A 23,963-nucleotide genomic window follows, 5' to 3' on the forward strand; every position below is an offset into this window, starting at 1 on the left:
ACGCTTTTGCCAATATATTGCCGGTGGGACACTCCTGTTTGTATGGCGGTAGTATCCTGTCGCTGCACTTCTATTTCGGTACCGTTTATATAGCTGCGGCGCTTTTTATGAAGAATAGCAAACTCCAGGTCGGTTTTGCTGGTTTGGTTTCTCTGCAATAAATGGCTGATACTCAGTTGGTCACTGCTAAATTCCCCGGAAGAGATAAAGGGAAGCACAGCATTAGTAACTGTTTGACGGTATTCGTTATGGGAGTGGCTGTAGGAGACACGGTCATTGCCAAATGGGATTGAGTAAAAGATGCTGTTTGCCCGTGTGCCTTTTCGTTCTCCGGCTTGCTCGGCATCACTATTCCAGGAAATATAGAATAAATCATTTGCTGAAAGTAGCTGATCTAGCTCCAACGCCGTCGACATTTGCATTTTGCCGGTTTCTTTGGTGCCGGAATCATCCAGCGTAAAGACCAGCGACCATGGTTTACTCCTTTTGACATGAATGACCAGGTTGCTTTGTCCCATTTCTTGAGCCGGTTCGATTTTAATATCCACATCCTGGGAAGGGATGTACTTCATTTGATCCAATCCCTGCTCGATATCCCTGATATTGAGCAGACTTCCTTTGCCCATAGGTAAAGCATTGCCATATGTTCCCCAGGTACCGGGATCAGCAAAGCGGATGTTGGCGATTGTACCTGGTGCCAACGTAAAAAACATCCTGCCCCGTGACAGGTCTTGCTCTTCCACATACACTCTGGTTGTTACATACCCGCGGTCAACGATCTCAGTATTGATTTTGTTCATCAACATATTAATGCCTTGTACACCAATTCTCTGGCCGGCGAATTGCTGAAGGTACTCGTTGATCCAGCCAAATTTATGGGCAAACCGATCTGCTTTCAAGTAAAAGTGCTCTATTTTAAAACTGTTCTGCTCTTCCGGCAAGGTAAAACCGGCAAGATTGTTTTTCTGTTTATGGATAGTTGTCATCTGTCGTTTGCTTTGTCTTTCCCGCTCTGCTTCAACGCGTTTTGCCGCAAGCTCCTGTTCTTTTTGTTGAATGATGCTTTCTTGTTGCTGCAATATCTCGTCACTAGGCGGTGCGGCTAAAACGCTACCATTTATCCCTATGACAGTGCACAGAAACATTATTTTGCTTAATCTTTGTAACTTCATAAACACCCTCGCATTTTTCTAAAATATCAATCATTCTTCTGCTCTGTGTCCCACGAAATCCAGGAGTTTTTCCCTTTTATACCAAGTAATGTAAATTTGCCTTTATGTCAAGATTCCCCTCCGAGACTTTAGTCCTATATTCCCGACACAAAATTCCTATATCTGTATAATTTAGTAAGTTTATGTCGAATGGCACCACGAGCACAGATAGAATTTTATTTGCCATGCTGTCCAAACCATCCCCTTGACAGGAAGCATTTTCCCATGAAAAAAACCTCCTATCGTAGTTATCCTACGACAGGAGGTTTTTTCTATAGTGTATTGTTTCCTGCCGCGCGGTTAGCGGCCTCGATTGCCTGATAGGCAAAATCAGCTGACTGCCCTAACGTATGCAAGGTCTGAATTCCGTTATGGAATCCGCCGCCGTTAGCTGCGGCAACAAAATCCCAGTACCATTGCGCCCGGCGTAAATGTTCGCGTGCGGTGGCCAATTCAGCCTGGTTGGCGTTGGGGACGGCTGCGGCCTTTTGAATGGCGCCATGTGCTCGGGCAACAAGTTCGCCTGCTCGCCGCTGCATTTGCCAAGTATTATCCTGAATGGCTTTTACTTGGTTATAAAGCTGGTCACTCCCCTGGGTATGACAAGGGTAGCAGGCCTGCTCAACTTGCCGAAGTGGACTTGTCATCCAGTGCGATGAATACTTCTTGCCACTCTCCCGCACAAACGGCATGTGACAGTCAGCACAGGATACACCGAATTTGCCATGTGTACCGTTAGCCCATTCCTCAAAATCAGGATGCTGGGCCTTAAGCACCTTAACCCCTGAGTCGGGATGGACAAAGTCTTGCTCAAACCCATTAGGGTTAGCGGCATAGTATTGATACATTTCTTCCGGCGTATAACCTTTATCCCACGGGAAGACAACTTGCGTGGTACCTGGTACAAAGTAATATTCAGCGTGACACTGACCGCAGACATAGCTGCGCATTTCTTCACGGGTGGCTTTTGTCACATCAACACCCTTCCGTGACATTCCTTCAATAAATGCCGGGTTGATAACGCGCAAATTCATTGTCTCGGGGTCATGACAATTAGCGCAGCTTATCGGGTGCTTGGACTGCTGTTGCAATTCCGTCAGCGGCATATTTGCATATGCCCAGCCCATTTCATTATAGAACTTTTCAAGGGATGGCGTTTTACAGGTTATACAGGCCCCTTTACTAGTTGGGCCAATCCGCTTGGAATGTTGCAAGTCTTCAAGAGAATATAAATGTCCCCGGTCTTCAGTATAATCTTTGCTAAAGGGATTGCCTTTGAAGTTGGTATAGATTTCAGGCTGACGTTCAGCCTTCTGATAATTATTGCTGCCGTTATAGCCTGTAGGAGAATCAGCCATTTCTAAATTCTTCTGATAACTGCTATATTGCAAAGGATAGGCGTTGCCCCACACAGCTGGGTCATACTCTCCAGCTGGAATTGATGTGTGTTTGATGCTATCCGGCGGTTTAACGGCCCAGACCCGGACAACAACAAAACCGAAAAACAGTACCAGTATCCCAGCGAATACCGCTAAAAACTTTTGCATCCTACTCAACTTTTACCCCTCCATCCGGCTGACTTTGTCTGTGCGGAATAGTACGGTGGCATTTGGTACAGTCAGCACCGCCGGCTGACATAAAAGTGCCCTCAATCGTTGAAGCGTGACAGCGTAAGCAGTTTTTGTTGGCAATCACTCTAGCCGTCTCGGTAAACCGAATGGTATCCGGATAATCCCGCAACACTTCATGATAAGTATGCCGCATACCATTTTCCCCCTTGGTATACAGCTTGGCAAGCAGGCTGTCTTGCGGTAAATGGCATTCGCCGCAGCTAAACTGCTTATGGTTGGATGCTTGCCACGTAAGCGTAACATGTTTCATTGAATGACAACTGCCACAAAATAATGGCTTATCAGCGTATGCTAACCCGGCTCCAAATATTGCCACACCCAATACAGCGGCAACAGCCCCCAGCAAAATCAGTTTTACGGAGTTGCGGCTAAAAAATTGTTCGGTGTCCAAGGCTTCCACTCCCTTCTCATGTCGCTGAGCCCCCCTAATCGAGTATGCTAAAGCGCGTAGCTATGCAGACCTGGCAGCAGCACATTGACGCCGATAAAGGTAAACAGCACCGTTATAAATCCAATTATTGTCCATAGCATGGCTTTACTGCCCCGCCAGCCTAGCGCTGCCCGACCATGAAGATATACAGCGTAAACCAGCCAAGTAATTAGCGACCATGTTTCTTTCGGGTCCCAGCTCCAGTACGAACCCCAAGCGTACTCGGCCCATACCGCCCCCGTTAAAATAAGCAGGGTCAGGAAAGGCAGTGCTAGAGCAATTAATTGATTGGCCATATTCTCAAGTGTGTCGAGCTCCGGCAGAGCCCCAGCCAGTGGGCCGTCATTACCGCCTTGTTCCAGCTTGAGTTTTAAGAAATACGTTGCCGCAATAGCACACGATGCCGCAAGTGCTCCATAAGCCACAACTGCTGTTAGAACATGAATCAGCAGCCAGTTGCTTTTTAGGGCCGGCACCAATGGCCGCGCCTCTTGGTAAAACAACGAAAATACTCCTGCCAGAACAAAGGCCATTGGCAAGACAAAGCCACCCAGCGCCTTGCGCTTGCACCGGTATTCTATAGCGAAATAAATTAAAACTATGCCCCAGACCAGTACCATGCCAAATTCGTACATATTGGCAAACGGAAGATGACCTGAAACGAAAGTACGCGAGATAATCGCCAAAGTATTAGATATAACACCGACTATACTTAATAGCAGTCCGACAGTTGCTAGTTTTTCCTTCAGCCATACTAAATAACCAATATAAAAACAGCTCGCCGCAAAATAACAAAAAAATGCAAAAGTAAAATACTGCGCTTCGTACTCTGCCATATTAAGTTTTCCTCCTGCTCGCTCCAGCCGGTGCCAGATGCTTATTTAAATTATCGGTTACCTGCCCAAACAATTCACGATTACCCTGCCCGCCTATGTCAACCTTTGCCGTACCCGCTTTGTTCGTCACAGTCAACCATAACCTTAGACGCCTTGTATATAGGCTGACAAAAAAGCCTGCAGCCATCATAATGAACCCAAACCATACAACCGGTACACCGGGATCATGTTTTATCTGCAGGCCGGAAAATGGCTGAGCGGCAGTAAACTTGACCGTATTATGACCAAGCGGTATTACCTCGCCAAGCTTTGCCGCTCCCCAGTCCACTTCACGTCCATTGCGGTAAATTATGTAGAGAACATGGGGATTGCGCAGCTCAGGCGACATACTGACCATGGGCTGGTCGGGATTAAAGTCCGGAATAAAGCGCATCGGCCTAACTACTATACCGTCATTCTCGAGCACCCCATGCTCAGCAACGCTGGCCTCCTTTACAACTTCTCCCTTGGAGTTAGTTATCTGCGTGTTCAGACTAGTACCGTATGAAAATTGATATACCATTATTCCATTATATTCGAGCGGATGATTAACCTTCACTTCCCGGCTCAACACCTTACTGCCATTTTGTTCAACGGTGATATCGCTAATCCAGTCAGAAACCGACCCATCTTTATAGTATTCAGTGGTAAAATTATTGAGTTTTAAACTGAATGGCTGTTTAACACCGGGGTATTGCGAACTTGATATTTCGATAGCTTTGCCGACCGGTAGAGCTATATCCTGACTAAATCCGTATATATTGCCATAGAGCGCACCTGCTGTGATTACCAGCAACGATAAATGCACAGTAAGCGTCCCCCAGGGGGCTAATCGTCCCCGTTCGGCATAGATTATCGGCCCTGCCTCATCCTGATCTGTTCTAATGCGAAACCCGTCGCGGGCCAACAAATTTGCCACCGTCACCGCCGCACCCTCGATCGGCAACTGAGTAGTTAGCTGCCGATAGTTGGGCAAACTGTCCAGCTTAGGTATTGGACTAACTTGTGGTGATACCGTTGCTTTCCACAAAACTGGCAAGCGTCGGGCACTGCAGGTTAAAACATTAACACATAACAATCCTAGCAATAATCTGAACCACCACGTATGATATACATCACCTAGCAGTACATTCTCACGTCCAGGGGGAATTAAGGTTCCCAAGAAAGCGGCCGCCATTAATAAAAAAAGCAACCCAATTCCGGTCTTCATTGACACAAACCCGCGGAACAATTGATTTAATATCCCCCTATTTTGGGTCTTACCAGCTTCACTTTGAGGAATTACCGGTCCTTCGGCCATCATCGCCCTCCCATGTAAAGATTACTGACTTTTTAGATAATTTTATTATTAATATACGATCTTGTCAATATCCTTATTATATAATTATTTCCCCCAAATTATCCCACTATAAAGCTATGCTCCTAATTTGGCATAAATATGAGCGCGCAGCAGACGGGCTTTAAATTCCCATAAGCCGTATTTGGGCTGCAGCACATTAACACGTTTAAGCAAATATGGATTGGCGGCTGCAAAATTCAGCCCAGCAACGCCGGTACAGGCACCGCGATAACCTGCTTGCTGCAAAATGCCTGGCAGTTCAGCATCGTATGCGCCATACGGATAGGCTATAAAGTTAATAGGAGTTCCCAGTTTTTCCTCCAGAACGGCCTTTGAGATACGCACCTCAGACTCGCGCTGCTGGCGGCCGAGCGTGCTTAAGGCAACATGACTGGCTGTATGTGAACCAATCTCGGTAGACCGAGCCTGTAATTCTTTGATTTGCTCCCAGGTTAAATAGTTTTCCTGACCGACTGAACGGCTGATAACAAAAACCGTTGCTTTGAGACGGTATTTCTCTAGAATCGGCAGTGCTGCCAGCAGGTTGTCGGCATAGCCATCATCAAAGGTTATAACAACCGGTTTATTCGGCAGTTTGCTTTTTCCTTCGGCAGCATCAATTAATTGCGCCAAGGAGACAGCAGTATATCCTTTATCGGCTAAATACTTCATTTGCTCTTCAAACTGAGCCTGGCTGACACTATAAATATCCGCATCATCTCTTACGCGATGGTAAGCAAGGATGGGGACTCCAGATGTGGGGAGAATAAACCAAATAAAGATTAGTGCAATAAAAAAGGCGTAAAACGCCCATAGCCTGTTAGCATGTCCCATTATTTTCCTTCTTTCAAATCGTCCGCAATCTGCTGCAACTTGCGCAAGCGGTGATTGATGCCGGATTTGCCAATATGCCCGCCTAGAATCTCAACTAATTCCTGTAATGCGGCCTCAGGATGGTTCAGCCTGACCTCAGCGGCTTCCCTTAAAGTATGCGGCAGCTTTTCAAGACCGATCGTTTGTTTTATGTATCTTATAGCCTCAACCTGACGAATAGCAGCATTGACAGTTTTCTGGAGATTGGCTGTCTCGCAGTTCACTAGGCGGTTTATCTGATTGCGCATATCCTTTACCACCCGCACGTTTTCAAACGCCATTAGGGCATTATGCGCGCCAATAATCCGTAAAAAAGATGTTATGGCGTCACCGTCTTTCAAATAAACGATATAATCTTTTTTACGGTTAGTCATGCCGACCGGTAATTTGAAGTTCTTTAACAGCCGTACCAAGGTTTTGGCAAAATCGACGTTGGAGGTGACAAGCTCAAGATGGTATTCTCCTTCCGGCTTGCTTACCGAACCACCGCCGAGAAAAGCGCCACGCAGATAAGCCCTCCGGCAGCACGATTTTCTGAGAATGCCTGAGTCACTGCCAATGTTAATGCCATCACCCTTCATAATGCCTAACGCTGACAACAGTTCGGTTACAACCGGTGAAGGCACTACCTTGATTAAGTAACTGTTGTTTTTCTTAAGGCGCCGCCCCCGCGTAACCACGACCTCAGTTTTAAGACTGAACCCGCTTTTAATCAAACTAAGCACCTTGCGGGCAACAGCAGCATTCTCAGTTGTAAAAGTTACCCCTAAATTACGATTGCCGCCGATCAACATGGTCCCACCCATCCGCATGAGAGAGGCTAATTCAGCCAAATGACAGCAGCTTCGTTCACCGGCTAAGCGGGCCAGTTCATTTTTTACGTCAGTGGAATATGAAGACAAGGTTATTCCTCCGCTTAATCTTCTAGATCTTTAAGTTTCTTGATATTGTCGGCTATAAGATAATAGTCCAGCAGCCGCATCCGTTCCGAGTTGTTTTTGAGGTTGTAAATCATGGAAATTATTGTCCTGGACAATTTTACGGGATCATGGCGCACAAGATTTGTCTCGCTGATAATATTTGCTTCGACCACCTTAACACCCATGGCCTCGATAGCCTCTGTATCAGCCTTAACCGGAAAAGCGCCCTGACTGGCATAAACCGTCTGAAGGCTTTGCGCAACATCCTGGGAGTTAACAACAACGTAGTCGATAACCGGCCCGGCGTGTTCCAGGATGGCCTTTACGTGCTGAGCAGCTGTATAGCCGTCTGTTTCACCCGGTTGGGTCATCACATTGCAAATATAAATCTTAACAGCCTGCGTCTCGCGCAGCGCCTCAGCCACACCCTTGACCAAAAGATTAGGCAGCACACTGGTATACAAACTGCCAGGTCCGAGAATTACGGCATCAGCATCATTAATGGCCTCAAGCACACTTTTAACCGGCTCGGCGTCCTCGGGCTGCAACGTGACTTTTTTTATCGGCTTTCGGGCCATTGGTATTTGGGACTCACCTTCAACAATGGTGCCGTCTTGCATTTCGGCAAGCAATCGCACCGTCTGCGTCGACGCCGGAAGCACTTGCCCGCGGACTGCCAAAACCTTGCTTGATTCCTTGAGCGCCTTTTCCACATCGCCCAAAACTTCAGTCATAGCCGCGATAAACAAATTACCAAAACTATGCCCAGCTAAATCCCCAGCGCCGCCGAATCGATGCTGGAACAGTTTTTCCATGAGCGGTTCAGTATCGGCCAATGCTACCAGACAATTGCGCAAATCACCCGGCGGAATAATCCCTAAATCTTCCCTAATCCGACCGGATGACCCGCCGTCATCGGCAACCGTGACAATAGCCGTTATATTACTGGTGATACTCTTAATACCTCTAAGCAGCACCGATAAGCCGGTACCGCCGCCGATTACGGCTACTGCCGGGCCCCTTGTCAGCTTGCGTTTTTCGAATATTATCTCGATCAGCCGGTCAGCGCCCTCGGGAATTACAACGCTGATAACTGAACGGATAATTTGCTGCGTAGCTAAAGTCATAACAACTAACCCGCTGGCTATGATGGTCATACCGACAATTGTGGTAACTGTATAATAGTAGTTACCGGTCGCCAGATATGCCATACGAAAGATTGTTTCCTCAATCGCACCGACATACTTATAGTTAAAAACAATCGCCAAGCCGATACTGGCAGCAATAACTCCGACCGAAAACAGCAGCAGCCAGCGCTTTAGTTTTATGCCAGGATAAAGCCATTTCAGAAAGTGCATTAATCACACCTGCGCTTAAGCGGGGATAACCCCCGCAATATTCTGTTGTTAACCCTCGGGATGAACTTCGACGTCATTATGTTTTACATCCCGATGTTCGATTGTTACCTTGTACCCCTTGCTTCTCAGACCTTCATAGATCTTATTGGCGACAAAGACTGACCGATGCAGTCCGCCTGTACAGCCAATCGCAATAACGAGCTGACTTTTGCCTTCGCGGATATAGTTAGGCACTAAGAAATCAACTAATCCGCCCAGCTTTTCCATAAACTGCTGAGTAATAGGCCATTTCCAGATATACTCGCTGACCTCAGGCACTATACCGCTTTTACGGCGCAGCGACTCAACGTAGAATGGATTAGGTAAAAACCGCACATCAAATACCATATCAGCATCAAGGGGCACACCAAACTTGAAACCAAATGAAACAACAGTAATCGTCATTCGTTCAGCTTCACTCTCGCAGCCGAATAAACTTGCAATTTTATCTTTTAATTTAGCAGTCGACAAGTCTGATGTATCAATAATATGGGTCGCCCGGCCACGGACATGTTCAAGGCGCTCACGCTCACGGGCAATACCTTCACTGATTCGCCCATGCGGCGACATCGGGTGGCGACGCCGACTTTCTTTATAGCGGCGGATAAGTGTTTCATCAGATGCTTCTAAAAACAGCATCTCAAACATATCGCCCCGGCTTTCCATTCCCTCAAGCATTTGGATTAAGGTATCAAAAAATTCTCGCCCGCGAATATCAACGACCAGCGCAATTTTGCTCACCCGGCCCCCAGTCTGCTCACATAACTCGGCAAATTTAGGAATAAGAGCCGGCGGCAAATTATCAACACAAAAATATCCCAGATCCTCCATAGCGCGAACGACCTGGGTTTTCCCCGCGCCCGACATGCCAGTTATAATTACTAAACGAACTTCTTCCATCGGTAACACCCCCGGCAAATTAGACTATTCGATAGACTTATTACGGTTACTGTGCCGCGTTAAATAACGGTAAACTAGATCGACTTCAAGTATCAATTACCTGAGCGGGGGGAATTTCATGTTGTGGATATCCTCCCTTTATTACAATTATATGGCAATCCCGACAAAAAAGCAAAACTCCCCCTACGGGGCAAAACGCAATGTTCTCACGCTGATAATCATATTTAAAAAAGGGCAGCCGCCGGGGCATTTTGACCCTGACGACTGCTCCTACTACCTCATTATCGGGAACTGTACCCCTCCGGCTATCGTTTCCTTGTCGCCGTATACCCACCACGAAACATTCTTATACAACGGGCCGTTAAGTTGAGCGGCCGGACCTTCCTTAGACCAGCCTAGACCTACATTAAACAACGGTTTTGGAGCGGTGATATTGACCCGCATCTCGGTTTGTTCGGTGACAACTAATTTACCCTTCTCAAACTTAACATCCTCTTTTACCTCGGCCGGAACCTCAAAATCTTTGCCATTTACCTTAACATAGATTTTACCCTCTTTTCGTTCGAATTGGACATCGGTTTTCTCAGTCTGACCGGTCTTAGAATCAATTTCTTTAGGAACATACACAATTTCTTTGGTATGAGAGTTTGAACCCTGAACATATACTACTTGCGGCTCACCTGGCTTTGATTTTTCCCCAGCCGTATTGATAGTAATGTTAGGGGCCTGCAATGCTTTCTCCTGTTTTGTCGATTGATACTGTTTGTATTCGTAGTAGCCGATACCAAATACGGTTAATATCAGCAATAGAATGACAAAAAACTTCCATTCGACCTGAATCAACCTAAGCATAATAACCTCCTTTGCTGCCTATTCGCCGTATACATTCCTGAAAGCGGAGCTTTTAAACGCCCGCAGCAATAAGTTATTAGATTTTATGATTCGGTCGGTTGTACAAATAACAAAAAAAGCAAAAAAATGTAAAACCCCGGCAGTTGCCGGGGTCTCATTTACTTCATACTCATTCCAACTTTTATTAATCTGCATACGCGGGCGGTAGCGTCTTCAACAATCTTATCGCCGGCCTGCATACATTCTTCTAACGACATAGGCTGCGGTACTGTGCTAGCCAAACCGTCAATTCCCTGACATAGCACATCGTCAGCGCCGTCACCTAAGCCACCTGCAATGCAGACAACAGGAACATTATACTGTTTGGCGACCTTAGCTGCGCCAACCGGAGCTTTGCCAAAGGCTGTTTGAAAATCAGTCCGGCCTTCGCCGGTTATCAGCAAATCGGCTGTTGCTACCATATTTTCAAAGCCGGCAGCCTCAAGCACAATCTCAACACCCGGTCTCAGCTCCGCGTTGGTAAAGAACAAAAGACCTGCTCCCAAACCGCCGGCTGCACCGGCGCCGGGATAATTAGCCATATCTTTGCCGGTTGCTTTTTCAGCAACTTTAGCGTAAACGGCAAGCGCGTTGTCAAGCTCGGCTACCATTTCCGGGGTCGCGCCCTTTTGCGGACCATATACTGCCGACGCGCCGCGCGGACCGCACAGTGGATTATCGACATCGCAGGCCACCATTATTTCAGCTTCGGCCACACGAGGATCCATATTTGACAGATCAATTTGCGCTAAGTTCACCAAGGCACCGCCACCCTGCGGCAATTCCTTGCCGGAGGCATCGAGAAATCTTGCGCCAAGCGCTTGAGCCATGCCGGTACCACCGTCATTTGTAGCGCTACCGCCGATACCGATAATAATTTTTTTCAAGCCCTTTTCTAAAGCCGACTTCATTAGCTGGCCGGTACCATAAGTAGTAGTAACGCGCGGGTCGCGCTTGTCTTGGGGAACTAACGGCAAGCCCGATGCGGCTGCCATTTCCATAACCGCGGTTTCACCATCGCCTAATATACCCCAATAAGCCTTGACAGGCTCACCAATCGATCCCATAACTTGCTCGTAGATGATTTGACCGCCGGTCGCTTCTACCAGCGCTTCAACCGTCCCTTCGCCGCCGTCGGCGATTGGCGCTTTCAATACTTCGGCTTCGGGAAAAACAGTTAAAATGCCTCTTTCCATAGCGTTGGCAACACCTAATGCTGAAACACTGCCTTTAAATGAATCTGGAGCTACTACAATACGCACTGGACAATCACTCCCTCACCTTTTGTACCTTGCATAATCCAAAAATATCAACTCATTATAAGAATATTAGAAAAAATTACGAATTTTCCTGCCGAACCTGCAATTTTATTTAGCTACTCGTCAAACAAGCCTATCTTGCCATCCCGGTACTCTGGTACTATATCCAATAAATCGATTTTAAAACAATATTCAACGTCATCAGTTTTCCCCAAGTCGCATAAGCGTTTGCCGTTTCGACTGTTGACAGCAATATCGGCAAGTTTGTCGCTAGCCTGATCATATAGCAATACGGCAGCTTGGGCCGCGTCAGTCAATATAGGCTCCGTTCCAGCGACGGCTGGCAGCTTTTTAACTAACAAGCCGGCACAGAGCGCATCTTCCAGCGAGAATAGCCGGTCGGTACCGGCACAGACCATTAAAATATCTTTACCGTATTGGCCGGCCTTACGGCTGACGGCCGTAGCATTTACAAAGGCTCCGATTAGGGTACGATAAGCCCCTTCAGTAGCTTTAACGGCAACAGTGCCGTTAGTGGTAGTCATAACAATTGTTTTATCTTGGACCTTATCCGGCGAAAAATCATAAGGCGAGTTGCCGAAATTAAACCCGTCAATTTTAATCGACTTGCGCTCGCCGGCAAACAAAACCGGACCGATTTTTTCCGCAAGGGCATGAGCCTCCTCAACTGACAACACCGGCATTATGCACCTGCAGTTGTTGGCCAACGCCGTCGTCATACTGCTTGTTGCCCGAAAAATATCCAAGACAATACATACGGTATCGCTGAGATTCATGCCCTCCATATCTTTGGGCAAAAATGCAACATCAATTTTCATGATTATAGCTCCTCTGCTAGTCTAGTCCTGCCGCAGAACATACTTTATAATTGCCTCGGCCACCCCGTCTTCATGATTGCATAAAGTCACGGCTTGCGCTGAATTTTTAACACGTTCGACGGCGTTGCCCATGGCTACGCCCCAACCGGCGTACTTAATCATATCAAGATCATTTAATGAGTCCCCCACGGCCATAATCTGTTCGCGGGTAATATTCAGCTTGTCCGCCAGAAAGCACAGTGCCTGACCCTTATTGACACTGGGGTGGGCCATCTCAAGATAGTTGGCTTTTGATTTAGTTATGTACAATTTATCGCCAAATTCAGCCGCTACTGTCTGCCACATGACTTCAATCTCAGACGGCTCGGCAATTGCCAGCAGCTTAGTCGGTGCCTTTTGCGGATTGTATACCATATCTCCAACAGCGATAGCCTCGACCTTGGTCATTTGTTCATAATAGCGAGCCTTATCGTTGATTTCTTCGACGCATAGTATGTCGTCAATATAGGATTGAATGTACCAGCCATGCTTCTTGAAAAGCTGAAGCACGCCCCGGGCGGTTTCCAACTCAATCGGCCGTTCAAATAGAACTTCCTCGGATAAGCAGGCTTTTATCAGCGCGCCGTTATAAGTGATAATGGGTACGTCCAGCTCCAACTGCCGGGCAAACCTAACAGCTGACTGATACATCCGCCCGGTAGCTACCGTGACAGTGACCCCCTGCGCTACCGCCTTTCGAATAACGTCCGCCGTCCGTGGCGAAACCTTGTTGCTTTTATCAAGCAATGTATCATCTAAATCGACTGCAACTAACTTAATGTCCATATGTACCTCCACTCACAAAATACCTATATATTGTCCCCATATATCCCGAAATTCTACGTTTAAATCTCGTCTATCGGCCATGCTGGAAAGTAACAACCCTCAACTGTAAAAAAGAGAATCCGCCTCGGCAAAGGCACGATTCTCTCTAACGATCCCGAATCATTTTTGACAAGGTTGAACTGCAAGCTGTTACTAGCAACACTCCAGCCAGCGGCGCAAAAAAACTGGATATTTGAAAGCCCGGGAGGGCCTTAAAGACCATCAACGGAGCAGCAATATTGGTAAAGAAAGTTACCCCGCTTACCGTCAGCCAATCAAATGGCATCGAAGCCAGCGATAAGAGCGGTCTGACCGCCGCATTGGCAAAACCAACGATCGCGGCACCTGCCAAGGTGCTGCCTAAGGTATCAACAAAGATACCCGGCAGTTCAGTTATTACAAAAAACAGCACAGCGGCATTAATTATAATGCGCATTAAAAAACCACACACCGTGCGGGCCTCCTTTATTAATCGAACACTTCAACAGATCTATTTTATTATATCCTGTCGTGCGAAGCAGTCGCAATATTTTTCTCCAGCATAAGCAGCGCTTTTTTCATATCAAGTCCGCCGCCAAAGCCGGTTAACTTGCCGTTTGATCCGACAACTCTATGACAAGGCACAACAATCGGTGTTCGATTGCTATGCAGGGCTCCGCCCGCCGCCCTGGCAGCCTTGGGCGAGCCAGCCTGTTTGGCAATAGTACCGTAAGTTGTGATACTACCATAAGGAATAGCGGCCGTCAATTTTAAAACTTTTTGTTGAAAAGGGGTGTATCCGCGCCAATCAACAGGAACTGAAAACGGCGTATTAAAGCCGCGAAAGTACATGTTTAATTCCAACTGCAGCTCCTGAGCAGCAGCATTTGTTACTTGGCCGCTCCGGATATTCTTGAGCGGGGCGGTGATATCACTGACAGCCTCGTCAACAGTGGGCCGGGGAAAACTAAGTTCCCACAGCCCGCTGTCCGACCACACGGCAACAACCTGACCCCAATCCGTTTGAAAAACACTATATTCTAGCCGGACTTTCATTACCAAATAACGTCCTCCGATACTGCGGCCACATCGGCTGTCCCGGTAAGCAGCATTGCCGTTCTGAGCTCCCCGGCCAGCTTAGCAAGCACCATAGCTACACCCTCAGCACCGCCGCCGACGGCTCCGACTGCCAGCGGACGACCGATTAACACAGCATCAGCCCCCAGCGCTAACATCTTTAATACGTCCACACCGCTGCGAATGCCGCCGTCAGCCAATATCGTTATTCTACCCTTAACATGCTCGGCAATATGCGGCAAAACTTCGGCTGTTCCCGGTGTCGCGTCAAGAGCGCGGCCGCCATGATTGGAGACCACTATGGCGTCAACCCCGGCCGCTGCACAGAGTTCAGCCTCATCAGGCATTATAATGCCTTTAACAATAAACGGAATTTTGGTATTATCTTTTATATATTTCAGCTCATCCTTGGTCTTAGGTCCAACCGGCTGACCGGCATTAGTCATATTTACAAGGGCCGCCGCATCAATATCGATTCCGAATGCTTTAGCTCCAGCATCAGCAGCTTTATTAGCTAATTCGATAATTTTATCAGTATCACGGGGCTTGATAATCGGAATGCCATATCCGTCTTCAGCTACAATGGCATTAATACCGTCCAGATACCATTCAGCTTTAGGCCCATCACCCGTCATGCCGATAGTACCGGCTTGACGGCAGCCTGTCACGATAGCTTTAGTGAACTCACCTTCAGATAGCGCCCCCTTCATATTGATGGCAATTCCACCAATGGGCGCTCCTAAAATCGGCATTGCCAAATCAAGACCGAGAATGTTACAGCTAAGATTGGGCTGACTCACATTATGAACAGTCCGTAAATTAATCCGGTAACCTGCCAAGGCTTCGAAATTGTTCTTAAATCCTGCTCCCGTTCCAACACCGCCCATCCCCGGTACTTCACCGGCACAAGCAATACCATTGCAGACCGGGCATACCCGGCATGAACCGCCGAATTTTTCCTTGGCTGCATTCCGCAACTCTTTATAATCCATTATCTCTCCCCCTTGATTATGGCAATAGTAAAGATACTAATCCAGATTCTCGACTCAAGGACAGTTTTCCTGTTAATCGGCGAAATTTTTGAAATTATGAAAATTGGCCATAAAAAATGACAGCCACCAAGGCTGTCATTTTTTGATGCTTATATTAAACTAATTTCATGTCAGAAAGAACGTCGTTCATCTTGCGTACTGCAGCGGCACTCTTATCGAATAATTCTTGTTCTTCAGCGGTAAGCTTGTATTCAAGAATTTTTTCGATACCGTTTTTACCAAGAACAACAGGTACACCGATGCAGATATCTTTTTGGCCATATTCGCCGTCAAGAGCTACTGAGCAAGCAATAACTTTCTTCTCGTCGCGAACAATTGCTTCAACAACCATTGCGCCGGCTGCGCCAGGAGCATACCAAGCGGAAGTTCCGAGAAGTTTAGTCAGAGTAGCGCCGCCAACCATTGTGTCAGCAACTACTTTTTGCAGAGCTTCAGCGTCAAGCAGTTCGGATACAGGAACACCCATGTAAGTAGCCAGACGCGCCAGCGGAATCATGGTAGTGTCGCCATGGCCGCCGATTACAAGGCCCTGAACATCAGTCGGAGTGCAGCCGAGGGCTTGGCTGAGATAATATCTGAAACGGTTGCTGTCAAGAAGACCGCCCATGCCGATGATGCGGTTTTTAGCAACGCCGCTTGCTTTCAGAGCGAGGTAAGTCATAGTATCCATCGGATTGCTGATGATAACAAAAATAGCCTCAGGTGAATATTTAAGAATGTTTTCAACTACGCTTTTTACGATACCAGCGTTAACACCGATAAGTTCTTCACGAGTCATGCCAGGTTTACGGGGAAGACCTGAAGTAATAACAACAACATCAGAACCTGCAGTTTTGCTGTAGTCATTGGTGCTGCCAATAACAGTGCTGTCAAACCCGAGCATATTCGAAGTTTGCATCATGTCCATAGCTTTACCTTCGGATACACCTTCTTTGATGTCCACCAAAACAACTTCGCTCGCAATTTCTCTCATAGCGATAACATTCGCACAGGTAGCGCCTACATTACCGGCACCGACGACAGTAACCTTAGCCATAATAACAATGCCTCCTCTTATTTTTGTAACACTCTCTGTATGTACACAAAGTGCAAGATTATCCTTTGCTCGAGGCAAAGTATCTCGCAACAATACCGTCAACGGCTGTTTTTTACGCTCGTTGACGGTACTTGTCTTTATCCCTAAGTATAGCAAAAGATGGTTAAAAAATCAATAGTTTACAATGTGTATACAACACATCTCAGTCAGTCTGCCCGTCTCCGCTGCCTTGCTGTCTGCACAGTACTTCATTGATTACCGCCAATAGTTTTTCCTTGCTGATGGGTTTTATTATATAATGCTTGGCTCCGGTTTTAAGGGCTTCGATAACTGTGTTCCGATCATTAAACCCACTGACCATAATTATGCCAGCCTGAGGGAATTCGGTAATAATATTTCGAACTGTATTAATTCCGTCTAGCTTCGGCATGGTTACATCCATAGTAACCAGGTCAGGCTAATGAATCCGATACTCTTGTATCGCTTGCAAGCCATCGGCTGCCTCGGCGACAACAGTATGGCCGGCTTGCTCCAGGATTATTTTGAGGCCTTGCCGCATTATCGCAGAATCGTCCACTATAATTATTCGCGCCAAATTACTACACCCCCTGCTTAGCAAGCCTAGCTCATAACTTTGTCCATTTCCAGTTTAAAATAGGTAATTAGTCCCATATAATTAGGTAATTCGACTCCGTTTTCCAAAATCCTTCAGGTGTTAATAAACATGATGCTGTTTTTAAATAAAAGCCAAAAAAGCGCGCCTCCTATTGAAGGCACGCTAATATGAACAGTTATTCAAGCATATCTTTTTGCTGTTTCCACATCTTATAGAATAGCCCTTGTCGGGCAAGCAAATCGGCCTGGGTACCGTGCTCGGCTGCCGTGCCTTTATTTAGGACAAGAATCTCATCCATACTTTCCAAGCCAACCAGTCGATGCGTTATCAGTATAGTCGTGCGGCCGGCCATAACCTTTTTTATGTCGGCCATTACTTCTCGCTCAGTAACCGGGTCAAGACCGCTAGTCGGCTCATCAAGCACTAAGACCGGCGCACCTTTTAAAAGGGCCCGAGCAATGGCAATACGCTGACGCTGCCCGCCCGACAGCGAACGGCCGTTTTCACCGACTATTGTATTTATCTTGTCAGGGAGATTCTCAACAAACGTTGTCAGCGAGGCTGCTTGAATTGCCTGGTCAAGTTCCTGCTGAGTAGCATTGGGCTTAGCCAGCAAAATATTATCTTTAATACTGGCATTAAAAAGGTATGCAGTCTGAGCGACAACACTAAACAACTCGCGCAAACCCGCAGGCTGATAAACTTTAAGCGGCCTGCCGTCAAGTTCTATTGAGCCTGATTGATAGTCCCAAAAGCGCAGCAGCAGGCCTACGATACTGCTCTTGCCAGCCCCGCTTTCGCCTACGATTGCCAACCGCCGGCCGGCTTGGACTTTGAAGGATAGGTTCGATAAAACGCTGTCTTGCTCATTATAAGCAAAACTGACATTATTAAACTCGATACTATAGCCAGCAGGTGCTATCGGCGCACCGCCTTCGCTGACAGCCGGCGGGGTATCAGTGACCGAAAACAGTCTGTCCGCAGCCTGACGGCTGTCAGCTGCATGCAAAAGCAGCATTGCCAGTGGCTGTACAGCTTCAAAACTACTCTCAATGACGAGTACCAGTACCGCTAAGTCAACACCGCTTATTACTCCGTTCCACACCATGGGGACGGCCGGCAATAAAACCAGCCAAGCAGAAAGATGGCCTATAAACCCGCTCAAGGAGTCGGCCAACGCTGCGGCATATGCCGATTGTCTCTGCACTCTATTAAGCTGTTCGCTTGCAACCCTTACTTTTTCGACCTGAGCGTCAGCTCTTCCGAAGGCTATAAGTTCGGCTGCGCCTTGGACACTGTCAACTACCAGCGCGGTCAATTGACCTTTCGCCCGGGCTGCTTCAGCTGCCGCCGATCCGGCCGCATATTTAACCAGCAATGGCAGGATTAGTCCTGCGGCCATAAATCCGCCCAATAATATAAGGGCAAATTGCTCTGAATACTGACTAAGCCAATAAACCATGCCGACCAATATTATGACAGCGGCCGCCGGCGGCGCGACAACCCTTAGATAAAAGAATTGCAGTGAATCAACATCGTTAGCCATTCTGCTTAATAAATCGCCTGAGCGATATAAACCTGAGCGAGCCGGCACCAACGGTTCAATGGCCTGATAAAACAGTACCCGTAGCCGGCTTAGCAGCCGAAAAGTGGTATCATGGGACAAGCAGCGTTCACAATACCGCGACACAGCCCGAGCAATGCCGAAGAACCGCACCCCGACAATAGCCGTTGAGATAGCGGCAATCGGCGGATGTAGCGCCGCCATAGCAATCAAAAACGCTGATACCCCCATCAAGCCGATGTTACTAGCGATAGTGAATACAGTTAGCAAGATTGAAACCAGCATAGCCGGCCATACCGGAATAATGAGCCTTAATAATCTCGTCATGTCACACCTCGCTGCCGAAGGCTGATACCATTCGGGCGTATAACCCGTTTTGTGCCAACAGTTCAGCATGCTTCCCGCATTCAGCGACCCGCCCCTGTTCTAACACTACAATACTGTCGGCCCGCGTCACTGTTGTCAGCCGATGCGCTACAATCAGAACAGTGCGGCCGCTCATTAGTCTTTGAATAGCCTGTTCAATAATCTCCTCACTGTGCGGGTCGAGACTAGCAGTCGCCTCATCTAATATTATAAAACGGGCATCGCGTAAAAAGGCCCGCGCAATAGCAAGCCGCTGACGTTCCCCGCCGCTAAGACCTCTTCCGCCTTCCCCGACAACTGTTTGATAACCGTCAGGCAGCATAGTTATAAAGTCATGTGCGCCGGCTGCCCGCGCCGCCGCCTCGATTTCAGGTAAAGTGGCGGCTTGGCTGCCAAGTTTGATATTATCGGCTACTGTTCCATAAAATAAATGCGGACTTTGCGGAACAAATGCAATATTCTTGCGCCATTCTTCCTGATTCAGCCGGTTTAAGGGAATGCCATTGACTGTAATCTCTCCTTTGTCAGGCTGGATAAAGCCAAGGAGCAGATTAATTACCGTACTTTTGCCAGCCCCGCTTGGGCCGACTAAGGCCAGTTTAGTCCCTGGTTTAATATCAAACGTGATTCCGTTAAGCGCCAACCTTCCACCGTCATCATAAGCCGAGTGGACATCCTGGAAAGATATACCGATGCCCGCTTGGCAGTCAAGCTCTTGATATTCACCGAAAACTTTTTCGCCTGGCTCTAGCTTTAACAAGTTAAATATGCTTCCGGCGGCCGCTGAGCCAGCCATACTAGCATGAAACTGACTGCCCAGCTGTCGCAGCGGCAGATAAAACTCAGGCGCCAGCAGCAGCAGAAAGAAAGCATCACTAAAGTCCAGTTGGCCGTACAAGAGCCTTAACCCTACCGACACAGCAATAAGGGCAATACTGATTGTCGTAAAAAGTTCAAGTACCAAACTGGAAAGAAACGCTATTTTAAGCACTCCCAGTGTGGTATCACGAAACTGCTCACTCATCCGAGCAATTACCTCAACCTGCTCTTTACTTCGCCCAAATAATTTAAGAGTAGTAAGCCCCCGCATAACATCAAGAAAATGCGCACTGAGCTGAGACAGTTTGGCCCACTGCTGTTTATTGCGGCGTTCAGCCAATTGCCCGATAAGCATCATGAACAGCGGAATTAGGGGCGCGGTAATCAGCATAATAGCTGCAGAAGTCAAATCAAGCGGCACCGCAACAAATAAAATAAGAACGGGAATAAGAACAGCGCTGGCCAGTTGCGGAATATACCGGGAGAAATAAGCCTCCAAATTCTCAATGCCTTGTACAATAGTATTAGCCAAATCACCCGCCGGCACGGCCGCCATTTGCACCGGACCGGCGGCAAAGACATGGTCGACAAGCCGCTTCCGAAGGTCCAGTTTTATATCGGCAGCCAAGGAATAGGCGTAGGTGCCTGTTAACCAAACCAAGACAGCACGGCCGACAATTACAACAAAGAGAAATGCTAGCCAGTTTTGCATTGCAGGTAGGTCTAGCCCCTTGAGAAAAACTCCGTCAATAATTTTGGTAATAAAACCGGCCTGAAGCACGGCCAGGATACCGCCGGCAAACCCTAATCCTATTAACGCTGCCAACCGCCATCTCTGCCCTTTAGCTTCAAGCAGCAACCGTTTGTCTAACACATATTACAACCCCTTGTTGAACCCCTTATCGCAGAAAAGAGGTGGTTTTTTACGCCACCCCTTTTTCTGATACCTATTTCTTTGTAAAATCGTCTTTTCCTACTCCACATGTCGGGCAAACCCAATTTTCAGGAAGGTCGGCAAATTTAGTGCCTGGCGCAATGCCATTTTCCTCGTCCCCGGTTTCCTCATTGTAAACATAGCCACAGACTGTACATTCCCATTTTTCCATTTTTATCCCCCTTTATATGTTTGTGTAGTGCGATAACCAAAAAATGGTTTATCCCACTTTTACTGCCTAGTATTCCAAATTTTTGGCCGTTACCCGTTTGCGGAAAATCCAGTAAGTCCAAATCTGGTAACCCAAAATTATCGGCACTAACGCCAGGGCGGCAAAACTCATTATTTTTAGAGTATAGGGCGTAGAAGATGCATTATAAATCGTCAGACTCCAAGCCGGATTAAGGCTGGACACAATAAACCGCGGAAACAGTCCCCAGAAGAAGGCTATCGTTGTCAGAGCCACCGTCAAGCCGCTCATGACGAAGGCCCAGCCAAACCGCTGCCGCGCTATCAAGAGATAAGCCGCAACAAATACTGCGACAGCTGCTAATAACGTGATTCCGGCTCCAGTTTTGTCAAACAGATCAGTATTGCTATAAGTTAAGACTACCAGTGCTAAGCAGCTGACTGCGGCCAGACCACCGAAGGTCAGGGCTGCTGTGCGCGCCCGCTCTACAAGAACACCTTTTTCCAGCTTCAAACTTAAGAACAACGCCCCGTGGAAAATGAAGAGAGTTACGAAGGCTACACCGCCAACAACTGTATAGGGACTTAATAAGTCAAAGAAGGTTCCAACATAATGCATCTTTGCATTTATTGGGACACCTTTTATTAGATTGGTTACCGCTACGCCCCACAACACAGCGGGCAGCAGGCTGCCGGTAAAAATCAGCCAATCCCAGGTTTTACGCCACAACGGATTATTATCCTTGCTGCGAAATTCAAAGGCCACACCACGAACAATCAGACCAACCAGCATTATAAATAAAGCTAGGTAAAATCCGCTGAACAAGGTTGCATACACCGAAGGGAAGGCCGCAAACAAAGCCCCGCCGGCCGTAATCATCCAAACTTCGTTGCCATCCCAAACCGGCCCGATAGTATTTATGATCATTCGCCGCTCGATATCATTTTTCCCCAGGAATGGCATAAGCATGCCAACGCCATAGTCAAAACCTTCAAGGAAGAAGAATCCGACAAACAATACTGTTACAAGGATAAACCATAATACATTCAGCTCCATAATGTCGCCTCCTTTCCTGTTTGACTATGGCTACCGGCCTTAGCTTCAAGCGGGATTTTTATAGCGAATTTATGCATTAGATATACTGCAGCAACAATAAGTACAGCATAGATAACAGTAAACCCAACTAACGAGATCATGATACTTGAGGCCGGTACATTTGGCGATATTGCCTGATCGACCTTAAGCAGTCCGACTACAATCCAAGGCTGCCGGCCCATTTCTGCTACAATCCAACCAAGTGAATTCGCTATGTAGGGGATGGGCAGCGTCCACAATGCCGCTTTGAGAACAAGACGCTGGTTTTCCAGCCGTCCGGTGTAGAGCAGGAAGCTGCAAAGCGCGGCAATGCCTATCAGCCAGCCACCTGCTGCCGCCATACCTCTAAAACTCCAGAACAGCGTCTCAACGGGTGGTATATAGTTGCCGGGACCGTATTTTTCAACATACTCGGCCTGTAGATTGTTAATTCCTTTAACTTCACCTTCAAAGCTATTGTAAACAAGAAAACTCAATGCTGCCGGCACAGCTAGCTCAGCAGTATTCTGGCGATTTTGCTCATCAATAGCTGCATAAACAGCAAATGGCGCGGGATCGGCAGTCTCCCACAAAGCCTCAGTTGCAGCAAGCTTCATCGGCTGCACCTTGGCTAAAAACTGGGCCTGCATATGACCGGTACCGCCGACTACTAAAGCACTGATTAGCGCGCAGGTTACGCCAATTTTGAACGATGCCTTGAAAAAATCGCTCCGGTTCTTTTTCAATAAATGATAAGCGCTGATTGCCATTATAAATACTCCGCCTGTGACAAAACCTGAGGCAACAGTATGAGGAAATTGAACAGCCACATAGGGATTAGTTAAAAGTGCTAGAAAATCAACCATTTCAGCCCGGCCATTTTGAATAATATAACCGGTCGGCTGCTGCATGAATGAATTGGCTACTAATATCCAAAATGCCGAGAGATTGCTAGCAAGAGCTACAATCCAGATTGCTGCGGCATGAAGCCCCTTCGAGAGTTTCTCCCAACCGAAGATCCATATACCAAGGAAAGTAGATTCAAGAAAAAATGCAGTCAACGCTTCCATAGCCAGCGGCGCGCCGAAGATATCACCCATGAACCGGGAATATTCCGACCAGTTCATCCCAAAGTGAAACTCCTGAACAATACCTGTTACCACACCCATAGCAAAATTAATTAAGAAAAGCTTACCCCAAAATTTTGCCATATTCTTGTACTGCTCATTGCCTGTACGAACATAAATTGTTTCCATTATTGCTACTAACATTGATAGGCCCAGCGTAAGCGGCACAAACAGAAAGTGGTACACCGAAGTTATGCCGAATTGCAATCGGGCTAATAAGAGCTCATCCATTCTTCCCCCTCCTACTTCTGTATTTATCAGCCAAAAAACCGAAGTTGACGCGTGCAAGATTGTCGACCAACCGGGCCTGAATATCAGCGAGTTCCTCGTGAACAGGGCATTCTTCAGTACAATGCTTGCTGCACGCTTCCCTGTCCTCTAAACAATGATGAATAGCAATCGGCCCCTCCATAGCTTTAATTATATCCAACAATGCAATATCAGTCGGCGGCGCGGCTAAGCTAAACCCGCCGTCAACTCCCCGGTGAGATTTTACTATGCCGGCCTTGGTTAAATACCTGACAATTTTAAGCAGAAACCGTGGTGGAATGTGCTCTTGCTCGGAAATAGTAGTGCCATTGACAATTTCCCCCTCAGGTAGCATTGCTAAGTGTAATACAAGACGAAAAGCATAATCGGTTGCTTGATTTAACTGCACCTAAAACACCTCTAATGTATACCATGCCAGTATAGTTTTAAA

23 protein-coding genes and 1 pseudogene are annotated in these 23,963 nt (G+C 47.3%); all 24 read right to left on the reverse strand.

Translation table 11 applies throughout. The features are described from left to right. Positions 1 to 1,172 (reverse strand): ShlB/FhaC/HecB family hemolysin secretion/activation protein (locus tag GX348_05470; GenBank protein NLP41639.1); only part of this gene is annotated, 1,172 nt, incomplete at its 3' end. Positions 1,173 to 1,483: 311 nt separating this feature from the next. Further along, entirely contained in the window at positions 1,484 to 2,767 is a 1,284-nt protein-coding gene (locus tag GX348_05475) for an ammonia-forming cytochrome c nitrite reductase subunit c552 (protein NLP41640.1), read from the reverse strand. Then, on the reverse strand, positions 2,760 to 3,233 hold the full coding sequence (locus GX348_05480) for a cytochrome C nitrite reductase (GenBank protein NLP41641.1): 474 nt from the start codon (positions 3,231 to 3,233) through the stop codon (positions 2,760 to 2,762). The genes GX348_05475 and GX348_05480 overlap by 8 nt, the downstream gene beginning before the upstream one ends. A gap of 47 nt (positions 3,234 to 3,280) precedes the next feature. Beyond that, a complete protein-coding gene (gene ccsB, locus GX348_05485) occupies positions 3,281 to 4,108 on the reverse strand; it encodes a c-type cytochrome biogenesis protein CcsB (GenBank protein ID NLP41642.1) in 828 nt (275 codons plus the stop codon). 1 nt (position 4,109) lies between these two features. Then, a complete protein-coding gene (locus tag GX348_05490; GenBank protein NLP41643.1) occupies positions 4,110 to 5,450 on the reverse strand; it encodes a cytochrome c biogenesis protein ResB in 1,341 nt (446 codons plus the stop codon). A 111-nt stretch (positions 5,451 to 5,561) separates the two neighbouring features. Further along, on the reverse strand, positions 5,562 to 6,320 hold the full coding sequence (locus GX348_05495) for a polysaccharide deacetylase family protein (GenBank protein ID NLP41644.1): 759 nt from the start codon (positions 6,318 to 6,320) through the stop codon (positions 5,562 to 5,564). Then, positions 6,320 to 7,261 (reverse strand): DNA-binding protein WhiA, encoded by a 942-nt coding sequence (gene whiA, locus GX348_05500; GenBank protein ID NLP41645.1) that lies wholly within the window; start codon positions 7,259 to 7,261, stop codon positions 6,320 to 6,322. Before whiA ends, GX348_05495 begins: the two co-directional genes overlap by 1 nt. A 14-nt stretch (positions 7,262 to 7,275) precedes the next feature. Further along, positions 7,276 to 8,637: a YvcK family protein gene (locus GX348_05505; GenBank protein ID NLP41646.1), complete on the reverse strand. Its 1,362-nt coding sequence runs from the start codon at positions 8,635 to 8,637 to the stop codon at positions 7,276 to 7,278. 48 nt (positions 8,638 to 8,685) lie between these two features. Further along, entirely contained in the window at positions 8,686 to 9,576 is an 891-nt protein-coding gene (gene rapZ / locus GX348_05510; GenBank protein NLP41647.1) for an RNase adapter RapZ, read from the reverse strand. A gap of 273 nt (positions 9,577 to 9,849) precedes the next feature. Next, complete coding sequence (locus GX348_05515; GenBank protein ID NLP41648.1) at positions 9,850 to 10,428, reverse strand: hypothetical protein; 579 nt, start codon at positions 10,426 to 10,428, stop codon at positions 9,850 to 9,852. A 158-nt stretch (positions 10,429 to 10,586) separates the two neighbouring features. Then, entirely contained in the window at positions 10,587 to 11,729 is a 1,143-nt protein-coding gene (locus GX348_05520) for a glycerate kinase (GenBank protein NLP41649.1), read from the reverse strand. 113 nt (positions 11,730 to 11,842) lie between these two features. After that, on the reverse strand, positions 11,843 to 12,565 hold the full coding sequence (locus GX348_05525; GenBank protein ID NLP41650.1) for a 2-phosphosulfolactate phosphatase: 723 nt from the start codon (positions 12,563 to 12,565) through the stop codon (positions 11,843 to 11,845). Between the two features lie 21 nt (positions 12,566 to 12,586). Next, a complete protein-coding gene (locus tag GX348_05530) occupies positions 12,587 to 13,390 on the reverse strand; it encodes an HAD family phosphatase (protein NLP41651.1) in 804 nt (267 codons plus the stop codon). 145 nt (positions 13,391 to 13,535) lie between these two features. Next, the gene (locus GX348_05535; protein ID NLP41652.1) at positions 13,536 to 13,880 is read right to left on the reverse strand and encodes a phage holin family protein; all 345 of its coding nucleotides are present in this window, start codon (positions 13,878 to 13,880) and stop codon (positions 13,536 to 13,538) included. A 47-nt stretch (positions 13,881 to 13,927) separates the two neighbouring features. Continuing rightward, positions 13,928 to 14,464, reverse strand: coding sequence for a methylated-DNA--[protein]-cysteine S-methyltransferase (locus GX348_05540; GenBank protein ID NLP41653.1), 537 nt, complete (start codon positions 14,462 to 14,464; stop codon positions 13,928 to 13,930). Beyond that, positions 14,464 to 15,477 (reverse strand): alpha-hydroxy-acid oxidizing protein, encoded by a 1,014-nt coding sequence (locus GX348_05545; protein ID NLP41654.1) that lies wholly within the window; start codon positions 15,475 to 15,477, stop codon positions 14,464 to 14,466. The genes GX348_05540 and GX348_05545 overlap by 1 nt, the downstream gene beginning before the upstream one ends. A gap of 154 nt (positions 15,478 to 15,631) precedes the next feature. Further along, positions 15,632 to 16,573 carry a malate dehydrogenase gene (gene mdh, locus GX348_05550; GenBank protein ID NLP41655.1) on the reverse strand — a complete coding sequence of 314 codons (942 nt, stop codon included), beginning with the start codon at positions 16,571 to 16,573 and terminating at the stop codon, positions 15,632 to 15,634. A 202-nt stretch (positions 16,574 to 16,775) separates the two neighbouring features. Next, positions 16,776 to 17,168, reverse strand: a pseudogene (locus GX348_05555) (response regulator). Positions 17,169 to 17,364: 196 nt separating this feature from the next. Beyond that, entirely contained in the window at positions 17,365 to 19,080 is a 1,716-nt protein-coding gene (gene cydC / locus GX348_05560; protein ID NLP41656.1) for a thiol reductant ABC exporter subunit CydC, read from the reverse strand. 1 nt (position 19,081) lies between these two features. Continuing rightward, complete coding sequence (gene cydD / locus GX348_05565) at positions 19,082 to 20,812, reverse strand: thiol reductant ABC exporter subunit CydD (GenBank protein ID NLP41657.1); 1,731 nt, start codon at positions 20,810 to 20,812, stop codon at positions 19,082 to 19,084. A 73-nt stretch (positions 20,813 to 20,885) separates the two neighbouring features. Further along, positions 20,886 to 21,044 (reverse strand): rubredoxin, encoded by a 159-nt coding sequence (locus GX348_05570; protein ID NLP41658.1) that lies wholly within the window; start codon positions 21,042 to 21,044, stop codon positions 20,886 to 20,888. Between the two features lie 66 nt (positions 21,045 to 21,110). Further along, positions 21,111 to 22,118, reverse strand: a complete 1,008-nt coding sequence (cydB, locus tag GX348_05575) for a cytochrome d ubiquinol oxidase subunit II (GenBank protein ID NLP41659.1) — start codon at positions 22,116 to 22,118, stop codon at positions 21,111 to 21,113. Next, on the reverse strand, positions 22,109 to 23,494 hold the full coding sequence (locus GX348_05580; GenBank protein ID NLP41660.1) for a cytochrome ubiquinol oxidase subunit I: 1,386 nt from the start codon (positions 23,492 to 23,494) through the stop codon (positions 22,109 to 22,111). Before GX348_05580 ends, cydB begins: the two co-directional genes overlap by 10 nt. Then, positions 23,487 to 23,921: an Rrf2 family transcriptional regulator gene (locus GX348_05585; GenBank protein NLP41661.1), complete on the reverse strand. Its 435-nt coding sequence runs from the start codon at positions 23,919 to 23,921 to the stop codon at positions 23,487 to 23,489. Before GX348_05585 ends, GX348_05580 begins: the two co-directional genes overlap by 8 nt. Positions 23,922 to 23,963: the final 42 nt, after the last annotated feature.

Source organism: Veillonellaceae bacterium, assembly GCA_012523975.1.
In the GTDB taxonomy this organism is placed as follows: Bacteria; Bacillota; Negativicutes; order JAAYSF01; family JAAYSF01; genus JAAYSF01.